21 protein-coding genes and 1 other RNA gene are annotated in these 20,283 nt (G+C 63.8%); 2 read left to right on the top strand and 20 right to left on the bottom strand.

Going from position 1 to position 20,283, the window contains the following annotated elements:
- Position 1 precedes the first annotated feature (1 nt).
- The 20 genes from C8D04_RS17245 to C8D04_RS17150 all read right to left on the bottom strand — a co-directional run bounded on the left by C8D04_RS17245 (position 2) and on the right by C8D04_RS17150 (position 18,181).
- Positions 2-775, bottom strand: a complete 774-nt coding sequence (locus C8D04_RS17245) for an enoyl-CoA hydratase-related protein (RefSeq protein WP_116002712.1) — start codon at positions 773-775, stop codon at positions 2-4.
- Between the two features lie 61 nt (positions 776-836).
- Positions 837-1,460, bottom strand: a complete 624-nt coding sequence (locus C8D04_RS17240) for a TetR/AcrR family transcriptional regulator (RefSeq protein WP_233521215.1) — start codon at positions 1,458-1,460, stop codon at positions 837-839.
- Between the two features lie 140 nt (positions 1,461-1,600).
- Positions 1,601-2,140, bottom strand: a complete 540-nt coding sequence (locus C8D04_RS17235; protein ID WP_116002708.1) for a polymer-forming cytoskeletal protein — start codon at positions 2,138-2,140, stop codon at positions 1,601-1,603.
- A gap of 153 nt (positions 2,141-2,293) precedes the next feature.
- Positions 2,294-2,776 carry a thioesterase family protein gene (locus tag C8D04_RS17230; RefSeq protein WP_116002706.1) on the bottom strand — a complete coding sequence of 161 codons (483 nt, stop codon included), beginning with the start codon at positions 2,774-2,776 and terminating at the stop codon, positions 2,294-2,296.
- A gap of 181 nt (positions 2,777-2,957) precedes the next feature.
- A complete protein-coding gene (locus tag C8D04_RS17225; RefSeq protein WP_116002704.1) occupies positions 2,958-3,734 on the bottom strand; it encodes an enoyl-CoA hydratase in 777 nt (258 codons plus the stop codon).
- Positions 3,735-3,787: 53 nt separating this feature from the next.
- Positions 3,788-4,615: a thioesterase family protein gene (locus tag C8D04_RS17220; protein WP_116002702.1), complete on the bottom strand. Its 828-nt coding sequence runs from the start codon at positions 4,613-4,615 to the stop codon at positions 3,788-3,790.
- Positions 4,616-4,643: 28 nt separating this feature from the next.
- Positions 4,644-5,519, bottom strand: a complete 876-nt coding sequence (locus C8D04_RS17215) for an alpha/beta fold hydrolase (RefSeq protein WP_116002700.1) — start codon at positions 5,517-5,519, stop codon at positions 4,644-4,646.
- A 69-nt stretch (positions 5,520-5,588) separates the two neighbouring features.
- Positions 5,589-5,675: non-coding RNA, sX9 sRNA (locus C8D04_RS17210), on the bottom strand.
- Positions 5,676-5,725: 50 nt separating this feature from the next.
- Positions 5,726-6,922, bottom strand: coding sequence for an acetyl-CoA C-acyltransferase (locus C8D04_RS17205; RefSeq protein ID WP_116002699.1), 1,197 nt, complete (start codon positions 6,920-6,922; stop codon positions 5,726-5,728).
- An 11-nt stretch (positions 6,923-6,933) separates the two neighbouring features.
- Entirely contained in the window at positions 6,934-7,461 is a 528-nt protein-coding gene (locus tag C8D04_RS17200; RefSeq protein WP_116002697.1) for a DUF4442 domain-containing protein, read from the bottom strand.
- A gap of 1 nt (position 7,462) precedes the next feature.
- Positions 7,463-9,862, bottom strand: coding sequence for a 3-hydroxyacyl-CoA dehydrogenase/enoyl-CoA hydratase family protein (locus tag C8D04_RS17195; RefSeq protein ID WP_116002695.1), 2,400 nt, complete (start codon positions 9,860-9,862; stop codon positions 7,463-7,465).
- Positions 9,863-9,946: 84 nt separating this feature from the next.
- Positions 9,947-10,384 (bottom strand): DUF2147 domain-containing protein, encoded by a 438-nt coding sequence (locus C8D04_RS17190; protein WP_116002693.1) that lies wholly within the window; start codon positions 10,382-10,384, stop codon positions 9,947-9,949.
- Positions 10,385-10,429: 45 nt separating this feature from the next.
- Positions 10,430-12,226, bottom strand: a complete 1,797-nt coding sequence (locus C8D04_RS17185) for an acyl-CoA dehydrogenase C-terminal domain-containing protein (protein WP_116002691.1) — start codon at positions 12,224-12,226, stop codon at positions 10,430-10,432.
- A gap of 5 nt (positions 12,227-12,231) precedes the next feature.
- Entirely contained in the window at positions 12,232-12,948 is a 717-nt protein-coding gene (locus C8D04_RS17180; RefSeq protein WP_116002689.1) for a TetR/AcrR family transcriptional regulator, read from the bottom strand.
- 114 nt (positions 12,949-13,062) lie between these two features.
- Positions 13,063-13,710: a nucleoid occlusion factor SlmA gene (gene slmA, locus C8D04_RS17175; protein WP_116002687.1), complete on the bottom strand. Its 648-nt coding sequence runs from the start codon at positions 13,708-13,710 to the stop codon at positions 13,063-13,065.
- A 164-nt stretch (positions 13,711-13,874) separates the two neighbouring features.
- Positions 13,875-15,323 carry a sensor histidine kinase gene (locus C8D04_RS17170; RefSeq protein WP_116005891.1) on the bottom strand — a complete coding sequence of 483 codons (1,449 nt, stop codon included), beginning with the start codon at positions 15,321-15,323 and terminating at the stop codon, positions 13,875-13,877.
- Between the two features lie 108 nt (positions 15,324-15,431).
- Positions 15,432-16,130 (bottom strand): response regulator transcription factor, encoded by a 699-nt coding sequence (locus tag C8D04_RS17165; RefSeq protein WP_116002686.1) that lies wholly within the window; start codon positions 16,128-16,130, stop codon positions 15,432-15,434.
- Positions 16,131-16,321: 191 nt separating this feature from the next.
- Positions 16,322-17,215, bottom strand: coding sequence for an acetylglutamate kinase (argB, locus tag C8D04_RS17160; protein ID WP_116002684.1), 894 nt, complete (start codon positions 17,213-17,215; stop codon positions 16,322-16,324).
- A 69-nt stretch (positions 17,216-17,284) separates the two neighbouring features.
- Positions 17,285-17,551, bottom strand: coding sequence for a cytochrome C oxidase subunit IV family protein (locus C8D04_RS17155; RefSeq protein ID WP_116002682.1), 267 nt, complete (start codon positions 17,549-17,551; stop codon positions 17,285-17,287).
- Positions 17,552-17,563: 12 nt separating this feature from the next.
- The gene (locus C8D04_RS17150; RefSeq protein WP_116002680.1) at positions 17,564-18,181 is read right to left on the bottom strand and encodes a cytochrome c oxidase subunit 3 family protein; all 618 of its coding nucleotides are present in this window, start codon (positions 18,179-18,181) and stop codon (positions 17,564-17,566) included.
- Between the two features lie 194 nt (positions 18,182-18,375).
- Here C8D04_RS17150 and C8D04_RS17145 point away from each other — a divergent pair, with 194 nt between their 5' ends.
- Entirely contained in the window at positions 18,376-18,801 is a 426-nt protein-coding gene (locus C8D04_RS17145) for a cytochrome c (RefSeq protein ID WP_116002678.1), read from the top strand.
- 47 nt (positions 18,802-18,848) lie between these two features.
- On the top strand, positions 18,849-20,282 hold the full coding sequence (locus C8D04_RS17140) for a cbb3-type cytochrome c oxidase subunit I (RefSeq protein WP_116002676.1): 1,434 nt from the start codon (positions 18,849-18,851) through the stop codon (positions 20,280-20,282).
- The last annotated feature ends 1 nt before the right edge of the window (position 20,283 follow it).

Raw genomic sequence — 20,283 nt, 5'->3', positions numbered from 1 at the left:
TTCAGAAGCGGGAAAAATCGGGCGCGCGCTTGGCCAGAAAGGCCGAGACCGCCTCGGCCAGTTCGGGGGAGCGCAGGCTCTCCTGCAGCGCCTGGCCTTCGCGCTCCAGCGCGGCCTCCAGTGCCGCCTGGTGGCCCTGGCGCAGCAAATGCTTACTACGGCGCAGAGGGCCGGGGGCCATCTGCGCCAGCGTGTCAGCGGTGCGCTGGGCACGCTCCATCAAACCGGCGGCGGGCTCCACGGAGGTCACCAGACCGGCCCGGAGCGCTGTTGCGGCATCGAAGGGCTCGCCCAGCAGCACCAGTTCGCTGGCCAGCCGCATGCCTGCGTTCAAGGGTATCCAATAGCTGGAGCCGAACTCGGGTACCAGGCCCAGCTTGGTGAACGGCATTTGAAAGCGCGTGCCCTCGGCGGCATAGACAAAATCGCAGTGCAGCAGCAAGGTGGTGCCGCCGCCGATGGCCAAACCGTGCACCGCAGCCACCAGCGGTTTTCCAAACGTCGTCAGGCGCCGCAGCAAACGCGCCAGCGCCGACTGCGCGTAGTCATCGGTCAGCAAGCTCGGCTGTATGCCCTTGAGGTTGGCACCCGAGCAAAACGCATCACCCGCGGCACTGATCAGCACCACGCGCACTTCGGGGTTCTGGTCGGCCTCGGCCAGATGGGCTTCGAGCGTGTTGAACCAGCGGTCGTCCATGAGGTTGCGCACCCCGGCTTGGCCAAAACGCAGGTGCAGCACCTTGTGCTGGATGTCGGCGGTGAAGTGAACGTCCATGGGGTCTCCGAAGGGGTTAGGGTTGCGTGAGGGGGACGAACGTAGAGCTGCGAGGGGTGCGTCATTCGGGCGCCAGAAACATCTGCAATGCGTGGGCGGCCAGTTCATCGAGCGAGAGGCGCCCCTCGGGGCGATACCACTGCGCCGCCCAGTTGAGTGCCCCAAAAATGAACAACCGGGCCAGGCCGGGTTCTGTGCGCAACGCACCTGCGTCGTACAGGGCGTGCAGCACGGGCATCCAGGGGGCTTCGTAGACCGTCTTGATTTGCGCAATGGCCTCGCGCTGGGCAGGGGTGAGCGAACGCCACTCGTACAGCATCACCGGTACAAAATCGCCTGCTGGGCCGAGCAAAATTTCACAATGGTGGCGCACCAGAACCGCGAGGCGCTCGCGCGGGCGATCATCGCCCAGCCCCATAAGGGCTTGCGCCTGGCTGCGGACGGCGCGCTGCATGCCCTCTTCCATCACGGCGTAGAGCAGCGCGTTCTTGCTTTCGAAATGGTAGAAGGGCGAGCCGCTGCGCATGCCTGCCGCCGCCGCGATATCGCGCGTACTGGCCGCATCGAAGCCCTGGGCACGAAAAAGCCGCGCCGCGCCGTCGATGATGAGCTGGCGGCGGTTGCCTTCGTCGCGCTCGTCCAGAGTCTTGCGGGGCCGCCCCCGGCGCCGCGTCGCCACAGGCATGTCAGGCACCACAGCGGGCCCGGACGAGGGATCAAGGGGTTGGGCAGACATGCCCGGCACGATAGCCGGGTTTGGTTATTTCAGCAAGCAAGTGCTTTGCAAAAAGATCCTGCAGCGGTTGATCCGCCGCAGGATGCGGATCAGGCAGCGATGGCGACCGCCTCGGGGCTGCGTGCACCCGTGCCGCGGGCCGGGCTGCTGGCCGTTCCCACGTCAACTTCGCCCGAAATCTGGCCGCCCTCCTCGATCACCAGTTTGCCGTAGCGAATCTTGCCGCTCACCTTGCCAGTACTGTAAATCACCAGCTTCTGCCGTACCGTGAGCGTGCCGCTGAAGTCCCCCCGGATTTCGGCGATATCAATATCGGCCGAGCCCCGGAAGGCCCCTTGCTCAGAGATCTGGATCACGCGCGAATCCATGGTGGCTTCGACGGTACCTTCCACCACCAGGGTGTCGCAATCGGTGATCTCCACACCCTTGAGTTTGATGTTGGGGCCCACGGTCAGCTTGCTGCCTGTGCTCTCGACCGGCGCCTTGGTGTTGACCACGGCTGCCGAGGACGTTTGGCTGGTGTTACCGGCAGGGTTCAGTCCGTTGGCATTGCCCTGCGCAACGGCGGGCTGGCGAGGCTGGAAGGTTTCGGGTTCACGCTTGCCAAAGAAGGGGTTTTGCACGGCCATGGAATCTCCTAGAAAAGACACCATGATGAACACCGATCGATGCAAAAGCTGCCTGTATTGCGCAAGAACGGTAACCAAACGGTTCGATGCTTGCATGCGCTTGCAGTCTTTGCAGCAGCACACATGCGTGCCACCGGCCCGTGCAGTCGATCGTCAGGAAACGATGTAGGCGGCCGCCCCGGCCGACATCATCTGGCCGTCGGGCCCCAGAAACTCCATGCGCGTGGTAGCCACGCGCGAGCCCAGGCGCAGCACCTGCGCGCGCAGCTCGAAATGGTCGCCAATGCCGGGTCGCAAGTAGTCAATGCGCAGGTCGATGGTGCCCAGCTTGGCAAAGCGGTGCAGGCGCTGCAGGGGTTCCTCGTCCATGTGGCGGGCACCGATGGCGGCCATCACGGCGAGCCCGCCCATGGCATCCAGCCCGGCACTGATGACACCCCCATGGATGCGGTTGTAAGCAAAGTGGCCCACCAACTCGGGCTTCATGTCGATACGCCCGACGACTTGCTCGGGCGCCATGCTCACGATCTTCAGCCCCAGAACCTGGTTGAAGACGATCTTTTCCTCGAAGATGGACTTGAGCCCGGCAATGAACTCAGGCTCGAAGGGTTTGACCGGCGCGGGGGTTTTGCTCATGGGGGTCCTGCAAAGGAACGGTGCCGGCGCACGGCGCTGACATCGATTGCTTCTTTTTTAATAGCTACTAGCGCAATATGCATAAGCGCTAGAGGCCATTTTGACCTAAAAGTGCTGTGTGTGCACAGAATTGCAGGACACCGGACCCGGCCTGCGGCGCGGGCCGCCCGAGCTCAAGCCTTCAGCACTGGCTGAAATCAGGCTTTCTTTTGGCCATGAACGCCGTAAAAGCTTCGCGCGCAGCGGGTTCGCCCAGCATGCGGCCAAAGCTTTCACCTTCCTCGGCCATGCGCGCAAGCACGGGCGCCGTCTGGCCCAGCTTCATCAGGCGCTTGGTCTCGATCAGCGAGGACAGGGGCTTGGCCGCCAGCTTGCGGGCCTGGGACTGGGCGATGGCGTTGCATTCGGTGGGGGGCACCACGCGGTTGACCAGGCCCACTTCCATCGCGGCCTCGGCCATGAAGGGCTCGCCCAGCAAAAGCGCCTCGGCAGCGCGGTGGTAGCCCAGCATCTGCGGCACCAGCAGGCTCGACGCCGCTTCGGGGCACAGGCCCAGATTGACGAACGGCATGGAGAACGCAGCGTTATCGCCCGCGTAGACCAGATCGCAGTGCAGCAGCATGGTGGTGCCGATGCCCACCGCCGGACCACAGACCGCAGCCACCACGGGCTTGGGAAAGGTGGCGATGGCGCGCAGGAAACGGAACACCGGCGAGTCCTGCGAGGCCGGGGGCTGCTGCAGGAAGTCACCAATGTCATTGCCGGCGCTGAACACGGCCACATCGCCCTGCAGCACCACGGCACGCACGTCGGTTCCTGGGGTAGCCGCCTCGAAGGTTTCAGCCAGGGTGGTGTACATGGCGCGGGTGAGGGAGTTCTTCTTGTCCACCCGGTTCAAGGTGATGGTGGTCACACCGGCTTCGGTGTGCACCAGGATGTCGTTTTGGATTTCGCTCATGGGACGGGTTCCTGAAAAATGGAAAGCAGGCTGGACACGCTGGAGATGCGGCCCTATTCCTTGTAGTAAACAATCTGGTGGCTGGTGGCGAGCATGGTGCCGCTCTCGCTCCACAACTGCACCGTCTGGTCAAAAAAACCGTTGCGAAACTCTTGTGCGCGCGCCTGCCCCAGTACATGGCCGGTCCCCGTTGCTTCCAGTTGCGCCGCGCTGGCATGGAAATACACCGTGATCGACACCGTTCCCGCAGGCACGTGCACTGCGCGACGCAACCAGACGCGCGGGAAGAACACATCGGCTAGCGCGGCCAGCGCACAAAAATCAAGGGGCCGCGGCGGGCTATCGCGCATCCAGACCTGCGTCAGGCTGCTATCGCCCTGGCCATTCCATTGCCGGGGCAAGGCGCCCGTCACGGGGCGCAGGTCGTAGCGGCTAAACCATTCGATGCCCGGTGCGGGCGGGTAGGCGTCCAGCCCTTCGGGGCCGGGCACGGTAGGCATGGCCACATCGGCCAGGCTCCAGGTCTCGCGCCGCACGGCCGTGACGGCCGTGGCGGTGGTGGTGACCACCTGCTCGCCCTGCGCGTCCGTTTGCAAAATGGACACGGTCCAGTGCTGCGTGGAGCGGTTGGTACGCACCGGCGTGGCCTGCACGGTGAACGGCCCGGTGGACAGCGCCCCCGCATAGTTGACAGTGAGCGAGAGCGGATCACCCAGGCGGTCCGGGTGCAGCAGGATGGCCCGCAAGGCCGTGGCGGCCGTGATACCGCCAAAAGGCCCGACCATGTTCCAGTACGCTGGGCTGGTGTGCCCCCGCAAAAGGCCCGGGGCGGTAGATTCAAGCACCAGGGCCTGGTCAAAAGAGTGGGGTGTCGTCGTCATGCTGGACAGTGTGCCGCTAAATCACTACTTATACCGTCGTGCCGGTGACTGGCAGCCCGGCCAACCCCAACAGGTCGGCCACGGCGCGCGGCCACAGCGTCTGGCGAAACTGCTCGCGGAAGAACCCGAAATGCCCAATGCGCAGGGCGTTGATGTCTTCGGGCGCAATGCGCTCCACCCGGGCCGGGGCATTGCGGTAGAGCTTGACCAGGCTGTGCGTGCCGCGCAGGGTCATCAGCTCGTCATCGCTCATCCACAGCGCCAGCACCGGAAAGCGCACGGCGGCATAGCTTTGCGCAGCGGCAGGGCCTTCGGCCCCCACGCTGTAGGTGGGATGAAGACACCAGCGGCGCCATTGCAGGATCACACCGGCAGGCAAGTCGCCCACCTTGCGCAACGTGCGCCCCGGAAAGTAGCCCCACAGGCGCGTGGCCAGCGGCACCAGCACCCACCAAAAATACGGCACCATGCGTTTGAGGCGGGGCGCGTTCTCACGCCAGTAGCCGCTGCCCGCCGCCACGCTGAGCAGGCCATCGACTTGGCCGGGGTTGCGCAGCAGGCCGGGTAGCTGCGCGCCCAGGCTGTGACCCAGCAGGTACAGCGGCTGCTCGGGCAGGGCCGCGCGCGCAGCCGAGATCACAGCCTCGTAATCGCGTGCCCAGTCGAACAAATTGGCGCGCACCTCGCGCATGGGGCCGACGAGCGAGTCGCCATGGCCCCGGTAGTCGAAGGTGGTGACGCGAAAACCCTGCCCCGCAAGCCACTGCGCGAATGCCGCGTAATAGTCCTGCCGCACCCCCATGGCCCCGCCAATGACCACGCTGGCGCGCGGCGCGCCCTCGGGTTCGAAGACGCTCAGCGCCAGGGTGGTCGAATCATCGACCCGCAAGCTCTGCTTGTTCATGCTGTGTCTCCTGTCGATCACGCTGCTCTGCGTCAGCTTGAGTTTCAGAACACTCCGCCCTCAAGAAAGGGCTTACACCCTGCCCTCAAGGGCGTAGCGAGCAGGTGTCAGGCTAGGCGGACGGAGCGCAGCAACCGGAACGTACTTGCGGTACGTGAGGATTACGAGCACCGCCCAACGACGCATGACGCCCGCGCAGTAGCCAGTTAAACGGCCTCGAAGATGCCGGCGGCGCCTTGGCCTGTGCCTACACACATCGTCACCATGCCGTACTTCAGCTTGTGGCGGCGCAGCGCGTGCACCACCGTGGCGGCGCGGATGGCGCCCGTGGCACCCAGCGGGTGCCCCAGCGCAATCGCCCCCCCCATGGGGTTGACCTTGGCCGGGTCCAGGCCCAGGGTGCGCACCACGGCAAGCGACTGGGCCGCAAAGGCTTCGTTCAATTCGAACCAGCCAATGTCTTCGTGCTGGAGGCCGGCATAACGCAGCGCTGCAGGAATCGCCTCGATGGGGCCGATGCCCATGATCTCGGGCGGTACGCCGCGCGCGGCGTAGCTCACAAAGCGCGCCAAGGGCGTCAGACCAAACTGCTTGACGGCCTTTTCGCTGGCCAGAATCAGCGCGCCCGCGCCGTCGCTGGTTTGCGAGCTGTTGCCGGCCGTGACGCTGCCACGGGCGGCAAACACGGTCTTGAGCTTGGCCAGCGCTTCGAGCGTAGTGTCGGGGCGTGGGCCTTCGTCCAGGTGCACGGTGCGCTTCTTCGCGATCACTTCGCCGGTGGCGAGGTCGGGCGTGCGCTCGGTGATCTCAAAAGGTGTAATTTCGTCGGTGAACTCACCGGCCTGCTGGGCCTTGACAGCGCGCAGGTGCGATTCCAGCGCAAACGCATCCTGGTCTTCGCGCGAAACTTTCCATTGCTGGGCCACTTTTTCCGCCGTCAGGCCCATGCCGTAGGCAATGCCGATGTCCTCGTCACGGGCAAACACCTCAGGGTTGAACGAGGGCTTGTTGCCACCCATGGGCACCATGCTCATGGATTCAGCGCCGCCAGCGATCAGCACGTCGGCTTCGCCCACGCGGATGCGGTCGGCAGCCATCTGGATGGCCGTGATGCCCGAAGCGCAAAAACGGTTCACCGTGACACCGCCCACGGGGTGGGAAAACGCCAAACCCATGGCGATACGGGCCATGTTCATGCCCTGCTCGCCCTCGGGAAACGAGCAGCCGATGATGGAATCCTCGATCGCCCTGGGGTCCAGCGTGGGTACCTGCAGCATGGCGCTCTTGATGGCGGCGACCAGCAGGTCATCGGGGCGGGTGTTGCGGAAGTAACCGCGGCCCGAGCGCCCGATGGGCGTGCGCGTGGCGGCAACGATATAGGCTTCCTGGACTTGTTTTGCCATGGGGTACTCCTTCAGTTCTTGGGGCGGCTGGAGGGAATCCAGGCCCAGGTAAATTCACATTGCACCGGCTCGGCGCCGGTTTCGTCGGTCACGGTGACCTGCACCTGCACCTCGCCCTTGTCGCTTTGCTGCATCAGCGCGCGCTGTTCGACGGTGAGGGTGGCGACTGCACGCAAGGCGCCCTGGGCGCGTTTCTTGAACGCCACCTTGAGTTCCTTGGCCAGCGGCAGGCAGTCGTCGCGCACGTTCATGCCCACCACCATGCCGGTGGCCGTTTCGGCCAGCAGCGTCATGGCGGCGGCGTGCACGCCGTGGATATGGTTTTGCACGCGGCGCTGGTTGGCTACGGCCACTTCCACACGCTGCGGCGTCAACGCCACGTACTGCAACCCCGCTGTACCCGTGAAAGGCACAGCGCGGCGCAGCACCAGGTTGCGCGCCCAGGGGCGGGCAACCGCAGGCACCCGGTCGAGCTGGCCCAGGGTGCGGGCCAACCGGTTGGGGCGTGTGGCCGCGAGGGTGGCAGCAGCGCGGCCCATGTCAGTTGCGAACCGGCTTGCCGGTGCTGAGCATGCCCAGGATGCGTTCCTGCGTCTTGGGATGGGTGATCAGGCTGCAGAAGGCCTTGCGCTCCATGGCCATGAGGTATTCCTCGCTGACCAGGGAACCGGCGTCTACGTCGCCGCCACAGACCACGCCTGCGATCAGGCTGGAGATGTGGAAGTCGTGTGCACTGATGAAGCCGCCGTCGCGCATGTTGACCAACTGCGCCTTGATGGTGGCAATGCCGCTGCGGCCAGCCACCGGGAACAAGCGCTTGTGCGGTGCACGCCAGCCGCCCCGGGCCATCGCCTTGGCTTCGTTCAGCGCCACAAACAGCAGCTCGTCCTTGTGCGGCACGATGACATCGCTCTCGAGCAGGTAGCCCAGCTTGCGCGATTCCAGCGCACTGGTGCCCACCTTGGCCATGGCGGCGGCGGTGAAACCTTCGGTCAGGAAGGGCAGCACGTCCTTGGACGTGGACTGCGCCATGTTCTCGGCAGCGCGGCGCGCAATGTAGGTCAGGCCACCAGCGCCGGGCACCAGGCCTACGCCCACTTCGACCAGACCGATATAGCTTTCCATGTGCACCACGCGGCGGGCCGAGTGCACGGCCAGCTCGCAGCCACCGCCCAGCGCCAGGCCACGAATGGCCGACACCACGGGCACACCGGCGTAGCGCAGGCGCAGCATGGTGTTCTGCAGCTCTTGCTCAGCGCCCTCAATGGCACTGACACCGGCGATCATGAACGCGGGCAGCATGGCCTGCAGGTCGGCGCCGGCGCTGAAGGGCTCGTCGCCCGACCACACTACCACGGCCTTGTAGTCCTTCTCGGCAATATCGACCGCCATGGCCAGACCCTCGGCCACGTCGGGGCTGATGGCGTGCATCTTGGTCTTGATGCTGGCGATCACCACTTCGTCGTCCAGCGTCCACAGGCGGATGGCGTCGTCTTCGTGCAGTGTCTTGCCCGCCGTCTTGTAGTCGGGCAGGGTTTCGCCCAGCAGCGCCTCGGGGAAGTGCTGGCGCTCGTACACGGGCAACTGGCGGCGTGCAATGAATTTCGCCTTGGATGCGCTCCAGGAGCCTTGCGCGGTGTGCACGCCACCGGCCTCGGCCACGGGGCCCTTGAAGACCCACTCGGGCAGTGGCGCCTTGGACAGTGCTTTGCCCGCGTCGATGTCTTCCTGGACCATCTTCGCCACTTCAAGCCAGCCAGCCTCTTGCCACAGCTCGAACGGACCCTGCTTCATGCCAAAGCCCCAGCGCATGGCCTGGTCCACATCGCGGGCGTTGTCGGCTATTGTTGAAAGGTGCACGGCGGCGTAGTGGAAGCTGTTGCGCAGGATGGCCCAGAGGAACTGGCCCTGCGCGCCCTCGGCATTGCGCAGGAGCTTGAGGCGCTCGGCAGCAGGTTTTTTCAACATGCGGCCGTACACCTCGTCGGCCTTCTGGCCGCCGGGCACGTATTCGCCGCTGGTCAGGTCAAAACGCAGAACGTCGCGGCCCACCTTCTTGTAGAAACCAGCCTTGGTTTTCTGGCCCAGGTTACCCAGCTCCAACAGCTTCTTGAGCACGGCGGGGGTTTCAAAACTGCCGTAGAACGGGTCGCTCTCCTCATGGAGGTTGTCCTGCAGCGTCTTGATCACGTGGTTCATCGTGTCCAGACCCACCACATCGGCGGTGCGGAAGGTGCCGCTGCTGGCGCGGCCGAGCTTCTTGCCGGTGAGGTCGTCCACCACGTCGAAGCTCAAACCGAAGTTCTCGACCTCCTTCATGGTGGCCAGCATGCCGGCAATGCCGACGCGGTTGGCGACGAAGTTAGGGGTGTCGTGTGCGCGTACCACACCTTTGCCCAGGCCGCTGGTAACAAAGGCTTCGAGCTGGTCGAGCACCTCGGGGGCGGTGGTGGGAGTGTCGATCAGCTCCACCAGCGTCATGTAGCGCGGTGGGTTGAAGAAGTGGATGCCGCAAAAGCGCGGTTTGATGGACTCGGGCAGCGCTTCGCTCAGTTTCGTGATCGACAGGCCCGAGGTGTTGGATGCCACGATGGCGTGCGGGTTGACGAAAGGCGCGATCTTTTTGTACAGATCGAGCTTCCAGTCCATGCGCTCGGCAATCGCCTCGATGATGAGGTCGCAGTCGCGCAGTTGCTCCAGATGCTCTTCGTAGTTGGCCTGGCCGATCAGCGCTGCATCGTCCGCCACACCCAGCGGCGAGGGCTTGAGCTTCTTCAGGCCTTCGACGGCCTTCATCACGATACCGTTCTTCGGACCTTCCTTGGCAGGCAGATCAAACAGCACCACGGGCACCTTGACGTTGACGAGATGCGCAGCAATCTGCGCGCCCATCACGCCTGCGCCGAGAACGGCGACTTTCTTCACTTGGAATCTAGACATCACTATTTCTCCATGGAGCCGCGCTGCAAGCGCTGGACTCCGTTGTCGGACACCCCGCGACTGGCGCCGGGCGGACTGGGTGGTTTACTGGACGCGAACCCAGGTTTGCGTGCGACCGAAGGGGCCAATGGAGCCGCGCACTTCCAGCTTCTTGCCGCCTTCGATGGGCGTCATGCGCAGCGTGTAGTTGCGACCGTTCTCGGGGTCGAGAATCTTGCCGCCCTCCCACACATCCTTGCCCTCGGCCTTTTTGGCGTTGCGGATGATCTCCAGGCCCAGCAGCGGTTTGTCCTTGCGGTCGTCGCTGCACTCCTTGCACAGGTCTTCGGGCTTGGCGTCCTTGGCCAGGCGCTTTTCGAGCACCCCATTGAGGGCGCCCGCGCCGTTGTCCTTGATACGGATTTCCGCCTTGGCCTCGCCAGTCTTGTCGTCGATGTTGCGCCACAGACCTTCGGGCGTCATCTGGGCCCACGTCGGGGCGGCAATCACTGCAAAAACAATAGCTGCTAGCGCTTTATTCATGGGCACTCCAGAGTTAAAAGACTTGAAATCCGCAAAATCACCGGATCAGGCCAGCGCCAGATCCGTGTCCATCAGCACCTTGGCGCCAGTGCGCGCGGTGCGCATCAGTGTCGCCGTTTCAGGGAACAGCTTGGCAAAGTAAAAACGCGCCGTCTGCAGCTTGGCCTGGTAGAAAGGGTCCTGGTTGCCTGCAGCGATTTCGCGCAGCGCCACCTGGGCCATGCGGGCGAAGAAGTAGCCAAACACCAGGTGACCGGCCACGCGCAGGTAGTCCACGGCGGCAGCACCCACTTCGTCGGGGTTCTGCATGCCCCGAAAGCCCAGCTCGGTCGTGAACTTGGTCATCTGGTCGGCCAGATAGGCCACGGGATTGATGAACTCGGCCATCTTCTCGTTCACGCCTTCTTCCTGCACCAGCGCGCCGACGAGCTTGCCAAACTTCTTGAGCGTGGCTCCGTTGTTGCCCAGAATCTTGCGGCCCAGCAGGTCCAGCGACTGGATGGTGTTGGTACCTTCATAGATCATGTTGATGCGGTTGTCGCGCACGAACTGCTCCATGCCCCATTCCTTGATGAAGCCGTGGCCGCCAAATACCTGCATGCAGGCGTTGGTGGCGGTGTGGCCGTTGTCGGTCAGGAAGGCCTTGGCGATGGGGGTCAGCAGGGCCAGCAGTTCGCCGGCGTCCTTGCGGGTCTTTTCATCGGGGTGGTTGTGCTCTTTTTCCAGCAGCATGGCGCAGAAGATCTGCAGCGCGCGGCCGCCTTCGGCGTAGGCCTTGGCGGTGAGCAGCATCTTGCGCACGTCGGGGTGCACGATGATGGGGTCGGCCGGCTTGTCCTTGGCCTTGGTGCCTGAGAGGCTGCGCATCTGCAGGCGGTCCTTGGCGTAGGCCAGGGCATTCTGGTAGGCCACTTCGGTCAGGCCCAGCGACTGGTTGCCCACGCCCAGGCGTGCGGCGTTCATCATCACGAACATGCCCTGCATGCCCTTGTGCGGCTGGCCCACCAGGGTGCCGACAGCGTCTTCGAGCACCATCTGGCAGGTGGCGCTGGCCTTGATGCCCATCTTGTGCTCCAGGCCGCCGCAGTAAATACCATTGCGCTCGCCGACGGAGCCGTCTTTGTTCACATGGAACTTGGGCACGATGAACAGGCTGATGCCCTTGATGCCGGGGGGCGCATCGGGCAGGCGGGCCAGCACCAGGTGGATGATGTTCTCGGCCATGTCGTGCTCACCGGCGCTGATGAAAATCTTGTTGCCGGTGATCTTGTAGGTGCCGTCTGCCTGGGGCTCGGCCTTGGTGCGCATCAGGCCCAGGTCGGTACCGCAGTGGGCTTCTGTCAGGCACATGGAGCCCGTCCACTCGCCGCTGGTCATCTTGGGCAGATAGGTGGCCTTTTGCTCGGGCGTGCCGTGGGTTTCCAGGGCAGCGTAGGCGCCATGGGTCAGGCCGGGGTACATGGTCCAGGCCTGGTTGGCGCTGTTGAGCATTTCGTAGAACATGGTGTTGACCACGAAAGGCAGGCCCTGGCCGCCGAATTCGGGAGCACAACCCAGCGCCGCCCAGCCGCCCTCGACATACTGTGCGTAGGCTTCCTTGAAGCCCTTGGGCGTGGTCACTGCATGGGTGGCCTGGTCAATCGTGCAGCCCTCGGCATCGCCGCTGATGTTCAGCGGGAACGTCACCTCGGTGGCAAACTTTCCACCCTCTTCCAGAACGGCATTGATGGTGTCGGCATCCATGTCGGCGTGCTTGGGGATTTGCTTGAGGTCGTCAGCAACCTTGAACACTTCGTGCAACACAAACTGCATGTCGCGCAGGGGCGGTGTGTACGTGGGCATGGGTTTTACTCCTTGGTGGTTTGGGTAGAAACAGAGGAATGGCCCGCCTGCTGCGCCTGAGCGCTGAAGCGGGCAAGGATGTTGTCAAAACCGGCCAACGCCTTCGCGATGGAACCGGGGTTCTTCAAAAATCGTGCCTCGTAGTGCAGCGCCAGGATGAGCCCATGGATCTCGAACAGCATCTGGTCTTCCACCACATCGGCGTTGAGCTCGCCCAATTCCTTGGCCTGCAGGATGGCGCGCTTCATGGCGGCATGCCAGGTCAGCACCGAATGCGCCAGGGCATCGCGCACTGGACCAGTGCGGTCGTCAAACTCGATGGCGCCGCTGATGTAGATGCAGCCCGAGTCGATCTCGATGGAGGTGCGCTTCATCCAGTTGTCGAACAGGGCGCGCAACCGTGCCACACCGCGCGGCGCCGCCATGGCAGGAAAGAAAACCTCCTGCTCAAAGCAGTGGTGGTATTCGCGGATCACCGAAACCTGGAGTTCTTCGCGCGAGCCAAAGTGTGCGAACACGCCCGACTTGCTCATGCCCATCACCTCGGCCAATGCGCCGATGGACAAGCCCTCCAGACCAATGTGCGTCGCCTGTCCCAGGGCCGCATCGATGATGGCCGCCTTGGTTTGTTGCCCTTTTTGCAGAGCGCGGGCACCACCGCTGCGCGCACGGGGTGTGCGGGGTACGCGGGACGCCGGACTGGAAGAAGGGGGTGCGGACATGGGGCTCACAAAAACGAACGATCGTTCTATTCTGCAGCAAATTCACCGACATGCCCAGTCCGGCACCAAAAATAGAGAGCCGCCCCCAAACTTTCCGCACGGGGCGTGCGCAGGTCAGAGCATCAATGCAAGGCTTGCTTCGAGGTGCTCTGTCGGCAGGCGCCGCAAACCGGAGCGCGCAAAACGCTGCAACCGGCCCTGCAGGAAAGCCGTCAGCACACTGGCCGCCACCTGCGCATCCACGCTCGGGGTGGCCGAGCCCGCAGCGCCAGCGGCCGGACGCAGGCATTGGCGCAGGCTGGACTCGATGCGATCAAAAAACTGGTTCATGCGCGCTTGCAGGCGCTCATGCTCGAGCACCAGGGCATCACCCACCATCACACGCACCAGGCCTGGGTTGCGTTCGCCAAACTGCAGCACCAGCGCCACCACACGCTGGGCCTGGCGGGCCCCTTCTTCGGGCGGCACACCTTCCGGAGAGCCACTCTCCAGAATCTGCGCCATGCGGGTGAACACCGCCTGCTCGATGAAATCGATCAGCGCTTCGAACATTTGTGCCTTGCTGGCAAAGTGGCGGTACAGCGCCGCCTCGCTCACCCCCAGGCGCGATGCCAGCGCCGCAGTGGTGATGCGCTCCGCCCCAGGCTGTTCGAGCATGGCCGCCAGCGCCTGCAAAATCTGCTCGCGCCGCTCACCAGGTCGTGCGCGTTTGCGCTCCGTGGGGGCGGGGACTTGGGACGAAGTGGGTGCTTGCTCAGTCATGGCGGCGAAATGTGTGCAATTGATTCTCGCACAGCCCCTCCCCCTCTCATGGGGTTTCCAAACCATTCGGGTCCGGCGCAAAGCCGCAAACAGTGCTGTAGCACGGCAAGGCAAGGCAAAGCAACAACGGCACGGATGGTTTAGAAAGGGAATCAGACTGCGTGTCAGGCAGGAAACAGCAGCACCACCAACAAGCCCCGGCCATTGCTGCCGTCTGCCAGCGTGAGCAGGGCCCCATGGGCACGGGCGATTTCATCGGCAATGGGCAAGCCCAGACCGGTGCCCTGGCCCACCGTTCCCTGCACCCGGTAAAAGCGCTCCAGTACCCGCGAGCGTTCAGCCGCTGGCACCCCGGGGCCGTCATCCTCCACCTGCAAGGCGGCGCGCAAACTACCCTGCAGCCCCGATAGGGTCCCGCAGCGAATGGTGACGCTACCCCCGGGGGGCGTGTACTTGATGGCGTTGTCCACCAGGTTCGACAACAGTTCGCGCAGCAGCCAGGCATGTCCCATGACATGGGCTGGCTCGGCCTCCAACCCCAGGTCGATGCCCTTGCCAGTGGCGGCATCGAGAAACATCTCCAACATGGTCTCGCACAGGTCCTGCAGATCCACGCGCTGCATGGTCTGGCCGTCCAGGCTGCGGGCATCGGCGCGTGAGAGCGCCAGCAACTGGTGCGCCAGTTGCGAGGTGCGGCGCGTGGCATCGCGCAGTTTTTCGATTTCAGCCGCTCCTAATGTAATAGCTGGCATCGTTTTACTATCTTGCCCTGGAGGCACATTTGACTGTGATTCCGGTGCGCCATCGATGGTTTTCGCACTGGAGCGCGCCAGCATGGCCCAGGCCTCTACCTGGGCCTGCAGACCCGCCAGGGGGGTGCGCAGTTGGTGCGCGGCATCGGCCACAAAGCGGCGCTGGCTTTCGGCCTGCGCATTCACCAGAACAAAAAGCCGGTTGAGCGAGTGCACCAGCGGCCGCACTTCAGACGGCGACGCCGCTTCGTCGATGGCACTGAGGTCACGGGGTGAGCGCCGCTCCACCGTGGCCGCCAGGTCCAGCAGCGGCTTGAACGCCCGGCGCACCGCCCAATGGATCGCCAGCCCTGCCGCTGCCACCAGCACCAGATTGGGCAGCAGTACCCGCAACAACAGGTGCTGCGCCCACTGCTGGCGCGGATCGGTGCCATCGGCCAGGGCCACCACCAGTTCGCCCGCCCCGGTGCGCCCGCGCTGAACCGCGACACGGTAGGTCACACCACTGAATTCCACACTCTGGAATTCCGGATCCAGTGTGGCCGGCACCGCACCATGCACCCACTCGTCGCCCAGCAACAAACGGCCCGACAGATCGCGCACGCTGAAGCTGGTGTAGTTGCTTTGGCGCAAGAAATCTTCCACGAGCGGTGCGGGCAACCAGACCGGAAGGTCGCCTTTGGCCGCCCCGGCAGACAGCACCGAATCGGCCAGCGCCGGCAGCAGGCGTACCAGGCGCTGGTCGTGCCGCGCGGCGGCCTCATCGGCCGAGCGGTAATCCATCCACGCCCCCAACAGCGCCAGTGCGCACAAGGGCAGCACCAGCAACAGCAAGAGGCGGTTGCGCAAATCGGAGGTCATGGCCCGCAAGCGGGGGCGCAGCATGGTCATCGTGTTTTCCGATCTCCGCTGCAGTGCAGGCACAGTGCAGTCGGTGCACACACAGCCATGGCGCAAGTCACTCGGCGTTCAGACGCCCAGCAGTTCCAGCCGGTAGCCAAACCCCCGGATGGAACGCAATCCCACGCCATGGGGTTCGAGCTTGCCGCGCAGGCGCGAGACGTACACCTCCACCGCGTTGGGGGTGATTTCCTTGTCCCAGCCGGTCAGCGCCTGCAGCAGCTTGTCTTTGCTGGCAGGTTTGGGCGCATGGATCATGAGGTATTCGAGCACCGTCCATTCACGCGGCCCCAGGTCGATGGGCAGCAAGGCAGCGTCCGCCGCAGGGCGGATGCTCACCTGGCGGTTGGCGGTGTCAAGCTCCAGCGGCCCAAAACCCAGTACGGCCGTGGTGGCCGCCTGCGAGCGCCGCAGCAGCGCCCGCAACCGGGCCAACAGTTCGGGCAACTCGAACGGCTTGACCATGTAGTCGTCCGCGCCCAGGTCCAGGCCCTGCACGCGGTCCTGCAGGGCGTCGCGCGCCGTCAAGATCAGCACCGGCATGTCGCGGCTGGCCATCTCCGGGCGGCGCAGGCGGCGCGTCAGTTCCAGACCGTCCATGCCCGGCAGACCGATATCCACCACCGCCACATCAAAAGTCTCCCGCTGGAGCACTTCTTCGGCCCGCTCACCGCTGCCCACCCAGTCCACCGCGTAACCGGCGTCGGTCAAGCCCAGCTTGATGCCGCTGGCGACCATGATGTCATCTTCGACCAAAAGGAGGCGCATGGTTCATCCCCTGCGTTTAATGAGGCGCATTGATGTGGCCCATGCAACAGGTACAGCGCTTGCATTGCGCGCGGCCCAGGCCAGCAACCGCCGCGCAAGGGCCGCCCCGCCGCGCTGGCGGTGTCCCCCTCCGCATTGCGCAGCAATGCAAGAGAGGGGGGAAGGCGCGCAGCGACTCAGGGGGGTGCTCATCAATGGCTTCGGATCATGGTGCCGTAGGCCTGATCGGTCAGGATTTCCAGCAGCATGGCATGTGGCACGCGGCCGTCGATGATGTGCACCGCGTTCACCCCGGCCTTGGCGGCGTCCAGCGCACCCGCGATCTTGGGCAGCATGCCGCCCGAGATCGTGCCGTCGGCGAACAGCTCGTCGATGCGGCGCGCCGTCAGGTCGGTCAGCAGGTTGCCCGCCTTGTCCAGCACGCCGGGAGTGTTGGTCAGCAGCATGAGCTTTTCGGCCTTGAGCACCTCGGCCAGCTTGCTCGCCACCACGTCGGCGTTGATGTTGTAGCTCTCGTTGTTCTCGCCAAAGCCGATGGGGCTGATGACGGGAATGAAGGCATCGTCCTGCAGCGCCTTGACCACGCTCGGGTCGATCGAAACGATGTCGCCCACCTGGCCCACGTCGTGTTCGACCTCGGGGTTCTTGTTGTCGAGCATCTTGAGCTTGCGTGCGCGGATCATGCCGCCGTCACGGCCCGTCAGACCCACGGCCTTGCCGCCGGCCTGGTTGATCAGGCCCACGATGTCCTGCTGCACCTCGCCGGCCAGCACCCATTCGACCACCTCCATGGTCTCGGCATCGGTCACGCGCATGCCCTGGATGAATTCGCCTTTCTTGCCCAGGCGCTTGAGGGCCGTCTCAATCTGCGGCCCACCGCCGTGCACCACCACCGGGTTCATGCCCACGAGCTTGAGCAGCACGACGTCCTCGGCAAAATCCTGCTGCAGGGCCGGGTCCGTCATGGCGTTGCCACCATATTTAATGACCATGGTCTTGCCATGGAACTTGCGGATATAGGGCAGCGCCTGGGCCAGGATTTCGGCCTTGTCGCGTGGAGCAATCGAATGAAGGGTGTCGGTCATGGCACAAGGGCGTGAGCAGTAATGCGCAAATTGTGCCGCATTCCCCCGGTGGGCCTCAGGCGCGCAGGTTCAGGGCAGGCCCAGCGCATACGCCAGCACAATCAAACCCAGCACCAGCACCAGCCAGCCAGCAATCAGCCAGCGCCAGAGCGCGGGCGCTTCGCGCAACTCCAGAAACTCCAGCGCTACCACCAGACCCTTGACGAAGGCCTGCCCCAGCACCGCCAGTGCCACCGCCAGGCTGCCCACCGAAGACCCGCTCTCGCCCATCCAGAAGGTCACACCCGTGATGGCCAGCAGCAGCAGCCAGGCGCGGTTCAGTCGTGATTCATGCATGTTCAAACCCTTTCAGCGCAGCACATAGACCAGCGGGAACAGCACGATCCACAACAGATCGACCATGTGCCAGAAGGCCGCGCCCGTCTCCAGCGCGTGGCAGTCGTGGCGACCGTAGGCGCCGCGCCGGGTGCGCCACCACAGGTAGGCGATGGCCAGCATACCGACCACCACGTGCAGGAAGTGGAAGCCCGTGAGGATGAAATACAGCATATAAAAAGTGTCGTCGTCACCCATGTCCGCCCAGGCCTGCGCCTTGCCCGCGTATTCGGCCAGCTTGACCACCACAAAGCCAGCGCCACAGACCAGGGAACCCACCAGCCAACGCGCCCCGGCCTGCACGGCATCGCGCCGCACCGCCTGCACGGCGCGCGCCACACACCAGCTACCCGTGATCAGCAACACCGTGTTGAGCGCGCCCGAATGCAGGTCCAGCGTGGCCTGCCCCGCCTGGAACAGGGCAGGCTCGCGGTTGCGCGCAAAGGCGTAGGCAACGAACAGGATGGCGAAAGTCAGCAGTTCCAGCAGGATGACAAACCACACGCCCAGGTCACCGCGCAGTCGCGGGCCTGCGTTGGTGTCGGTTTTAAGCAACAGATGATCGGAAGTTGAAGAAGCATTAGAAGTCATGGTTTCAGTGCCGTGCACCCTACAAGCGGCCATGGGGCCTACCTGCAGGAGATTGTGCGACGCAACAACTGTGGCGAGCGAGGCGTCGCTAAAAAGAGTCACGTAAAATTCATCTTATTGATTATAGTCAACCACACCGAGGGTTATCCCGGTAATGTTCAACCTGTATTCATCGCAACTCCATAAGGAACCCCATGAGCCAAGGCTTCACCAGCCAGATGGCGCGCAATATCTTCTACGGCGGCACGATGTTCTTCGTACTGCTGTTTGCCGCGCTGATCTTCCACACCGAAACCAAGATTCCCGAGCGCTCGAAGTCGGGTGAGATCACAGAGTCCGTCGTGCGCGGCAAACACCTGTGGGAAACGCGCAACTGCATCGGCTGCCACACGCTGCTGGGCGAAGGTGCGTATTTCGCACCTGAACTGGGCAACGTGTACGAACGCCGCGGTCCCGATTTCATCAAGGGCTGGATCAAGGCCATGCCGTCCAACACACCCGGCCGCCGCCAGATGCCCAACTTCGACTTCAGCGACGCGCAACTTGACGACCTGGTCGAGTTCCTGCGCTGGACGAATGGCATCAACACCGAGAAGTGGCCACCCAACATTGAAGGTTGAGCGCGGCTATCCCACCCGCCGCCCACCCTCCCTTCAAGGATTCAAACATGAATATTCCAACGCTTAAATACCAGTCGCAAGCTGTCGCCAAGCTGTACTTCATTGCGGCCCTGTGCCTCTTTACGGGCCAGATCCTCTTCGGCATCACACTGGGCCTGCAGTACGTCATTGGCGATCTGTTCTTCCCCTACATCCCGTTCAACATCGCGCGGATGGTGCATACCAACCTGCTGATCGTCTGGCTGCTGTTCGGTTTCATGGGCGCCGCCTACTTCATGGTGCCCGAAGAGAGCGAAACCGAGCTCTGGAGCCCGCTCTTCGCCAAGATCCTGTTCTGGGTGTTCCTCGCCGCCGGCGTGGCAACCATCCTGGGCTATCTGTTGGTGCCCTACGCATCGCTCGCCGAATGGACCGGCAACGACCTGCTGGCCACCATGGGCCGCGAGTTCCTGGAGCAGCCCCTGCCGACCAAAATTGGCATCGTGGTGGTCTGCCTGGGCTTTCTGTTCAACATCAGCATGACCGTGCTCAAGGGCCGCAAGACCGCCATCAGCCTGGTGCTGCTGCTCGGCCTGTGGGGCCTGGCGCTGATGTTCCTGTTCAGCTTTGTCAACCCCAGCAACCTGGTGCGCGACAAGATGTACTGGTGGTTCGTGGTGCACCTGTGGGTGGAAGGCACCTGGGAACTCATCATGGCCTCGCTGCTGGCCTTCGTGCTCATCAAGACGACCGGTGTGGACCGTGAAGTGATCGACAAATGGATGTACATGATTGTTGCCTTCGCGCTGATCTCGGGCATTCTGGGTACCGGTCACCACTTCTACTTCATCGGCCTGCCAGGCTACTGGCACTGGGTGGGCGGCGTGTTCTCTGCGCTCGAACCCATCCCGTTCTTCATGATGACGCTGTTCGCGTTCAACATGGTGCAGCGCCGCCGCCGCGAACACCCCAACCAGGCCGCCGTACTGTGGGCCGTGGGTACTGCCGTCATCGCCTTCCTGGGCGCCGGCGTCTGGGGCTTCATCCATACCCTGAGCTGGGTCAACTACTACACGCACGGTTCGCAAGTCACTGCAGCGCACGGCCACCTGGCCTTCTACGGTGCCTACGTGCTGGTGGTGCTCGCCATCATCAGCTACGCAATGCCGTTGATGCGCGGTCGCGAAGCCAACCCCATGCGCGCCCAGCGCTTCGAAATGTGGAGCTTCTGGATCATGAGCATCGGCATGGCCGTCATGGTGCTGGCCCTGAGCGGCGCAGGCATCTTGCAGGTCTGGTTGCAACGCATGCCTGCTTCTGGCACGGCGATGTCCTTCATGGCCACGCAGGACCAGCTGGTGTTCTTCTACTGGGTGCGCGTGTTCGGTGGCGTGATGTTCCTTGTGGGCTTGGTCACCTATCTGTCGAGCTTCTTCATTGGCCCTGCCGCCAATGAGCAGGAAGTGGCTGCCATCCCCGGCAGCCGCATGCATAGGGCCTGAA

It is taken from the genome of Simplicispira sp. 125 (genome assembly GCF_003096555.1).
In the GTDB taxonomy this organism is placed as follows: Bacteria; Pseudomonadota; Gammaproteobacteria; order Burkholderiales; family Burkholderiaceae_C; genus Simplicispira.
Note: the sequence above shows the minus strand (reverse complement) of the source record. Positions and strands in the feature narration are given on the sequence as shown.

What these genes read in the sequence shown, in the direction of transcription:
- C8D04_RS17245 (WP_116002712.1), bottom strand. Translation starts at nt 775, where the DNA reads ATGGACGTTCACTTCACCGCCGACATCCAGCACAAGGTGCTGCACCTG.
- C8D04_RS17240 (WP_233521215.1), bottom strand. Translation starts at nt 1,460, where the DNA reads ATGCCTGTGGCGACGCGGCGCCGGGGGCGGCCCCGCAAGACTCTGGAC.
- C8D04_RS17235 (WP_116002708.1), bottom strand. Translation starts at nt 2,140, where the DNA reads ATGGCCGTGCAAAACCCCTTCTTTGGCAAGCGTGAACCCGAAACCTTC.
- C8D04_RS17230 (WP_116002706.1), bottom strand. Translation starts at nt 2,776, where the DNA reads ATGAGCAAAACCCCCGCGCCGGTCAAACCCTTCGAGCCTGAGTTCATT.
- C8D04_RS17225 (WP_116002704.1), bottom strand. Translation starts at nt 3,734, where the DNA reads ATGAGCGAAATCCAAAACGACATCCTGGTGCACACCGAAGCCGGTGTG.
- C8D04_RS17220 (WP_116002702.1), bottom strand. Translation starts at nt 4,615, where the DNA reads ATGACGACGACACCCCACTCTTTTGACCAGGCCCTGGTGCTTGAATCT.
- C8D04_RS17215 (WP_116002700.1), bottom strand. Translation starts at nt 5,519, where the DNA reads ATGAACAAGCAGAGCTTGCGGGTCGATGATTCGACCACCCTGGCGCTG.
- C8D04_RS17205 (WP_116002699.1), bottom strand. Translation starts at nt 6,922, where the DNA reads ATGGCAAAACAAGTCCAGGAAGCCTATATCGTTGCCGCCACGCGCACG.
- C8D04_RS17200 (WP_116002697.1), bottom strand. Translation starts at nt 7,461, where the DNA reads ATGGGCCGCGCTGCTGCCACCCTCGCGGCCACACGCCCCAACCGGTTG.
- C8D04_RS17195 (WP_116002695.1), bottom strand. Translation starts at nt 9,862, where the DNA reads ATGTCTAGATTCCAAGTGAAGAAAGTCGCCGTTCTCGGCGCAGGCGTG.
- C8D04_RS17190 (WP_116002693.1), bottom strand. Translation starts at nt 10,384, where the DNA reads ATGAATAAAGCGCTAGCAGCTATTGTTTTTGCAGTGATTGCCGCCCCG.
- C8D04_RS17185 (WP_116002691.1), bottom strand. Translation starts at nt 12,226, where the DNA reads ATGCCCACGTACACACCGCCCCTGCGCGACATGCAGTTTGTGTTGCAC.
- C8D04_RS17180 (WP_116002689.1), bottom strand. Translation starts at nt 12,948, where the DNA reads ATGTCCGCACCCCCTTCTTCCAGTCCGGCGTCCCGCGTACCCCGCACA.
- slmA (WP_116002687.1), bottom strand. Translation starts at nt 13,710, where the DNA reads ATGACTGAGCAAGCACCCACTTCGTCCCAAGTCCCCGCCCCCACGGAG.
- C8D04_RS17170 (WP_116005891.1), bottom strand. Translation starts at nt 15,323, where the DNA reads ATGACCTCCGATTTGCGCAACCGCCTCTTGCTGTTGCTGGTGCTGCCC.
- C8D04_RS17165 (WP_116002686.1), bottom strand. Translation starts at nt 16,130, where the DNA reads ATGCGCCTCCTTTTGGTCGAAGATGACATCATGGTCGCCAGCGGCATC.
- argB (WP_116002684.1), bottom strand. Translation starts at nt 17,215, where the DNA reads ATGACCGACACCCTTCATTCGATTGCTCCACGCGACAAGGCCGAAATC.
- C8D04_RS17155 (WP_116002682.1), bottom strand. Translation starts at nt 17,551, where the DNA reads ATGCATGAATCACGACTGAACCGCGCCTGGCTGCTGCTGCTGGCCATC.
- C8D04_RS17150 (WP_116002680.1), bottom strand. Translation starts at nt 18,181, where the DNA reads ATGACTTCTAATGCTTCTTCAACTTCCGATCATCTGTTGCTTAAAACC.
- C8D04_RS17145 (WP_116002678.1), top strand. Translation starts at nt 18,376, where the DNA reads ATGAGCCAAGGCTTCACCAGCCAGATGGCGCGCAATATCTTCTACGGC.
- C8D04_RS17140 (WP_116002676.1), top strand. Translation starts at nt 18,849, where the DNA reads ATGAATATTCCAACGCTTAAATACCAGTCGCAAGCTGTCGCCAAGCTG.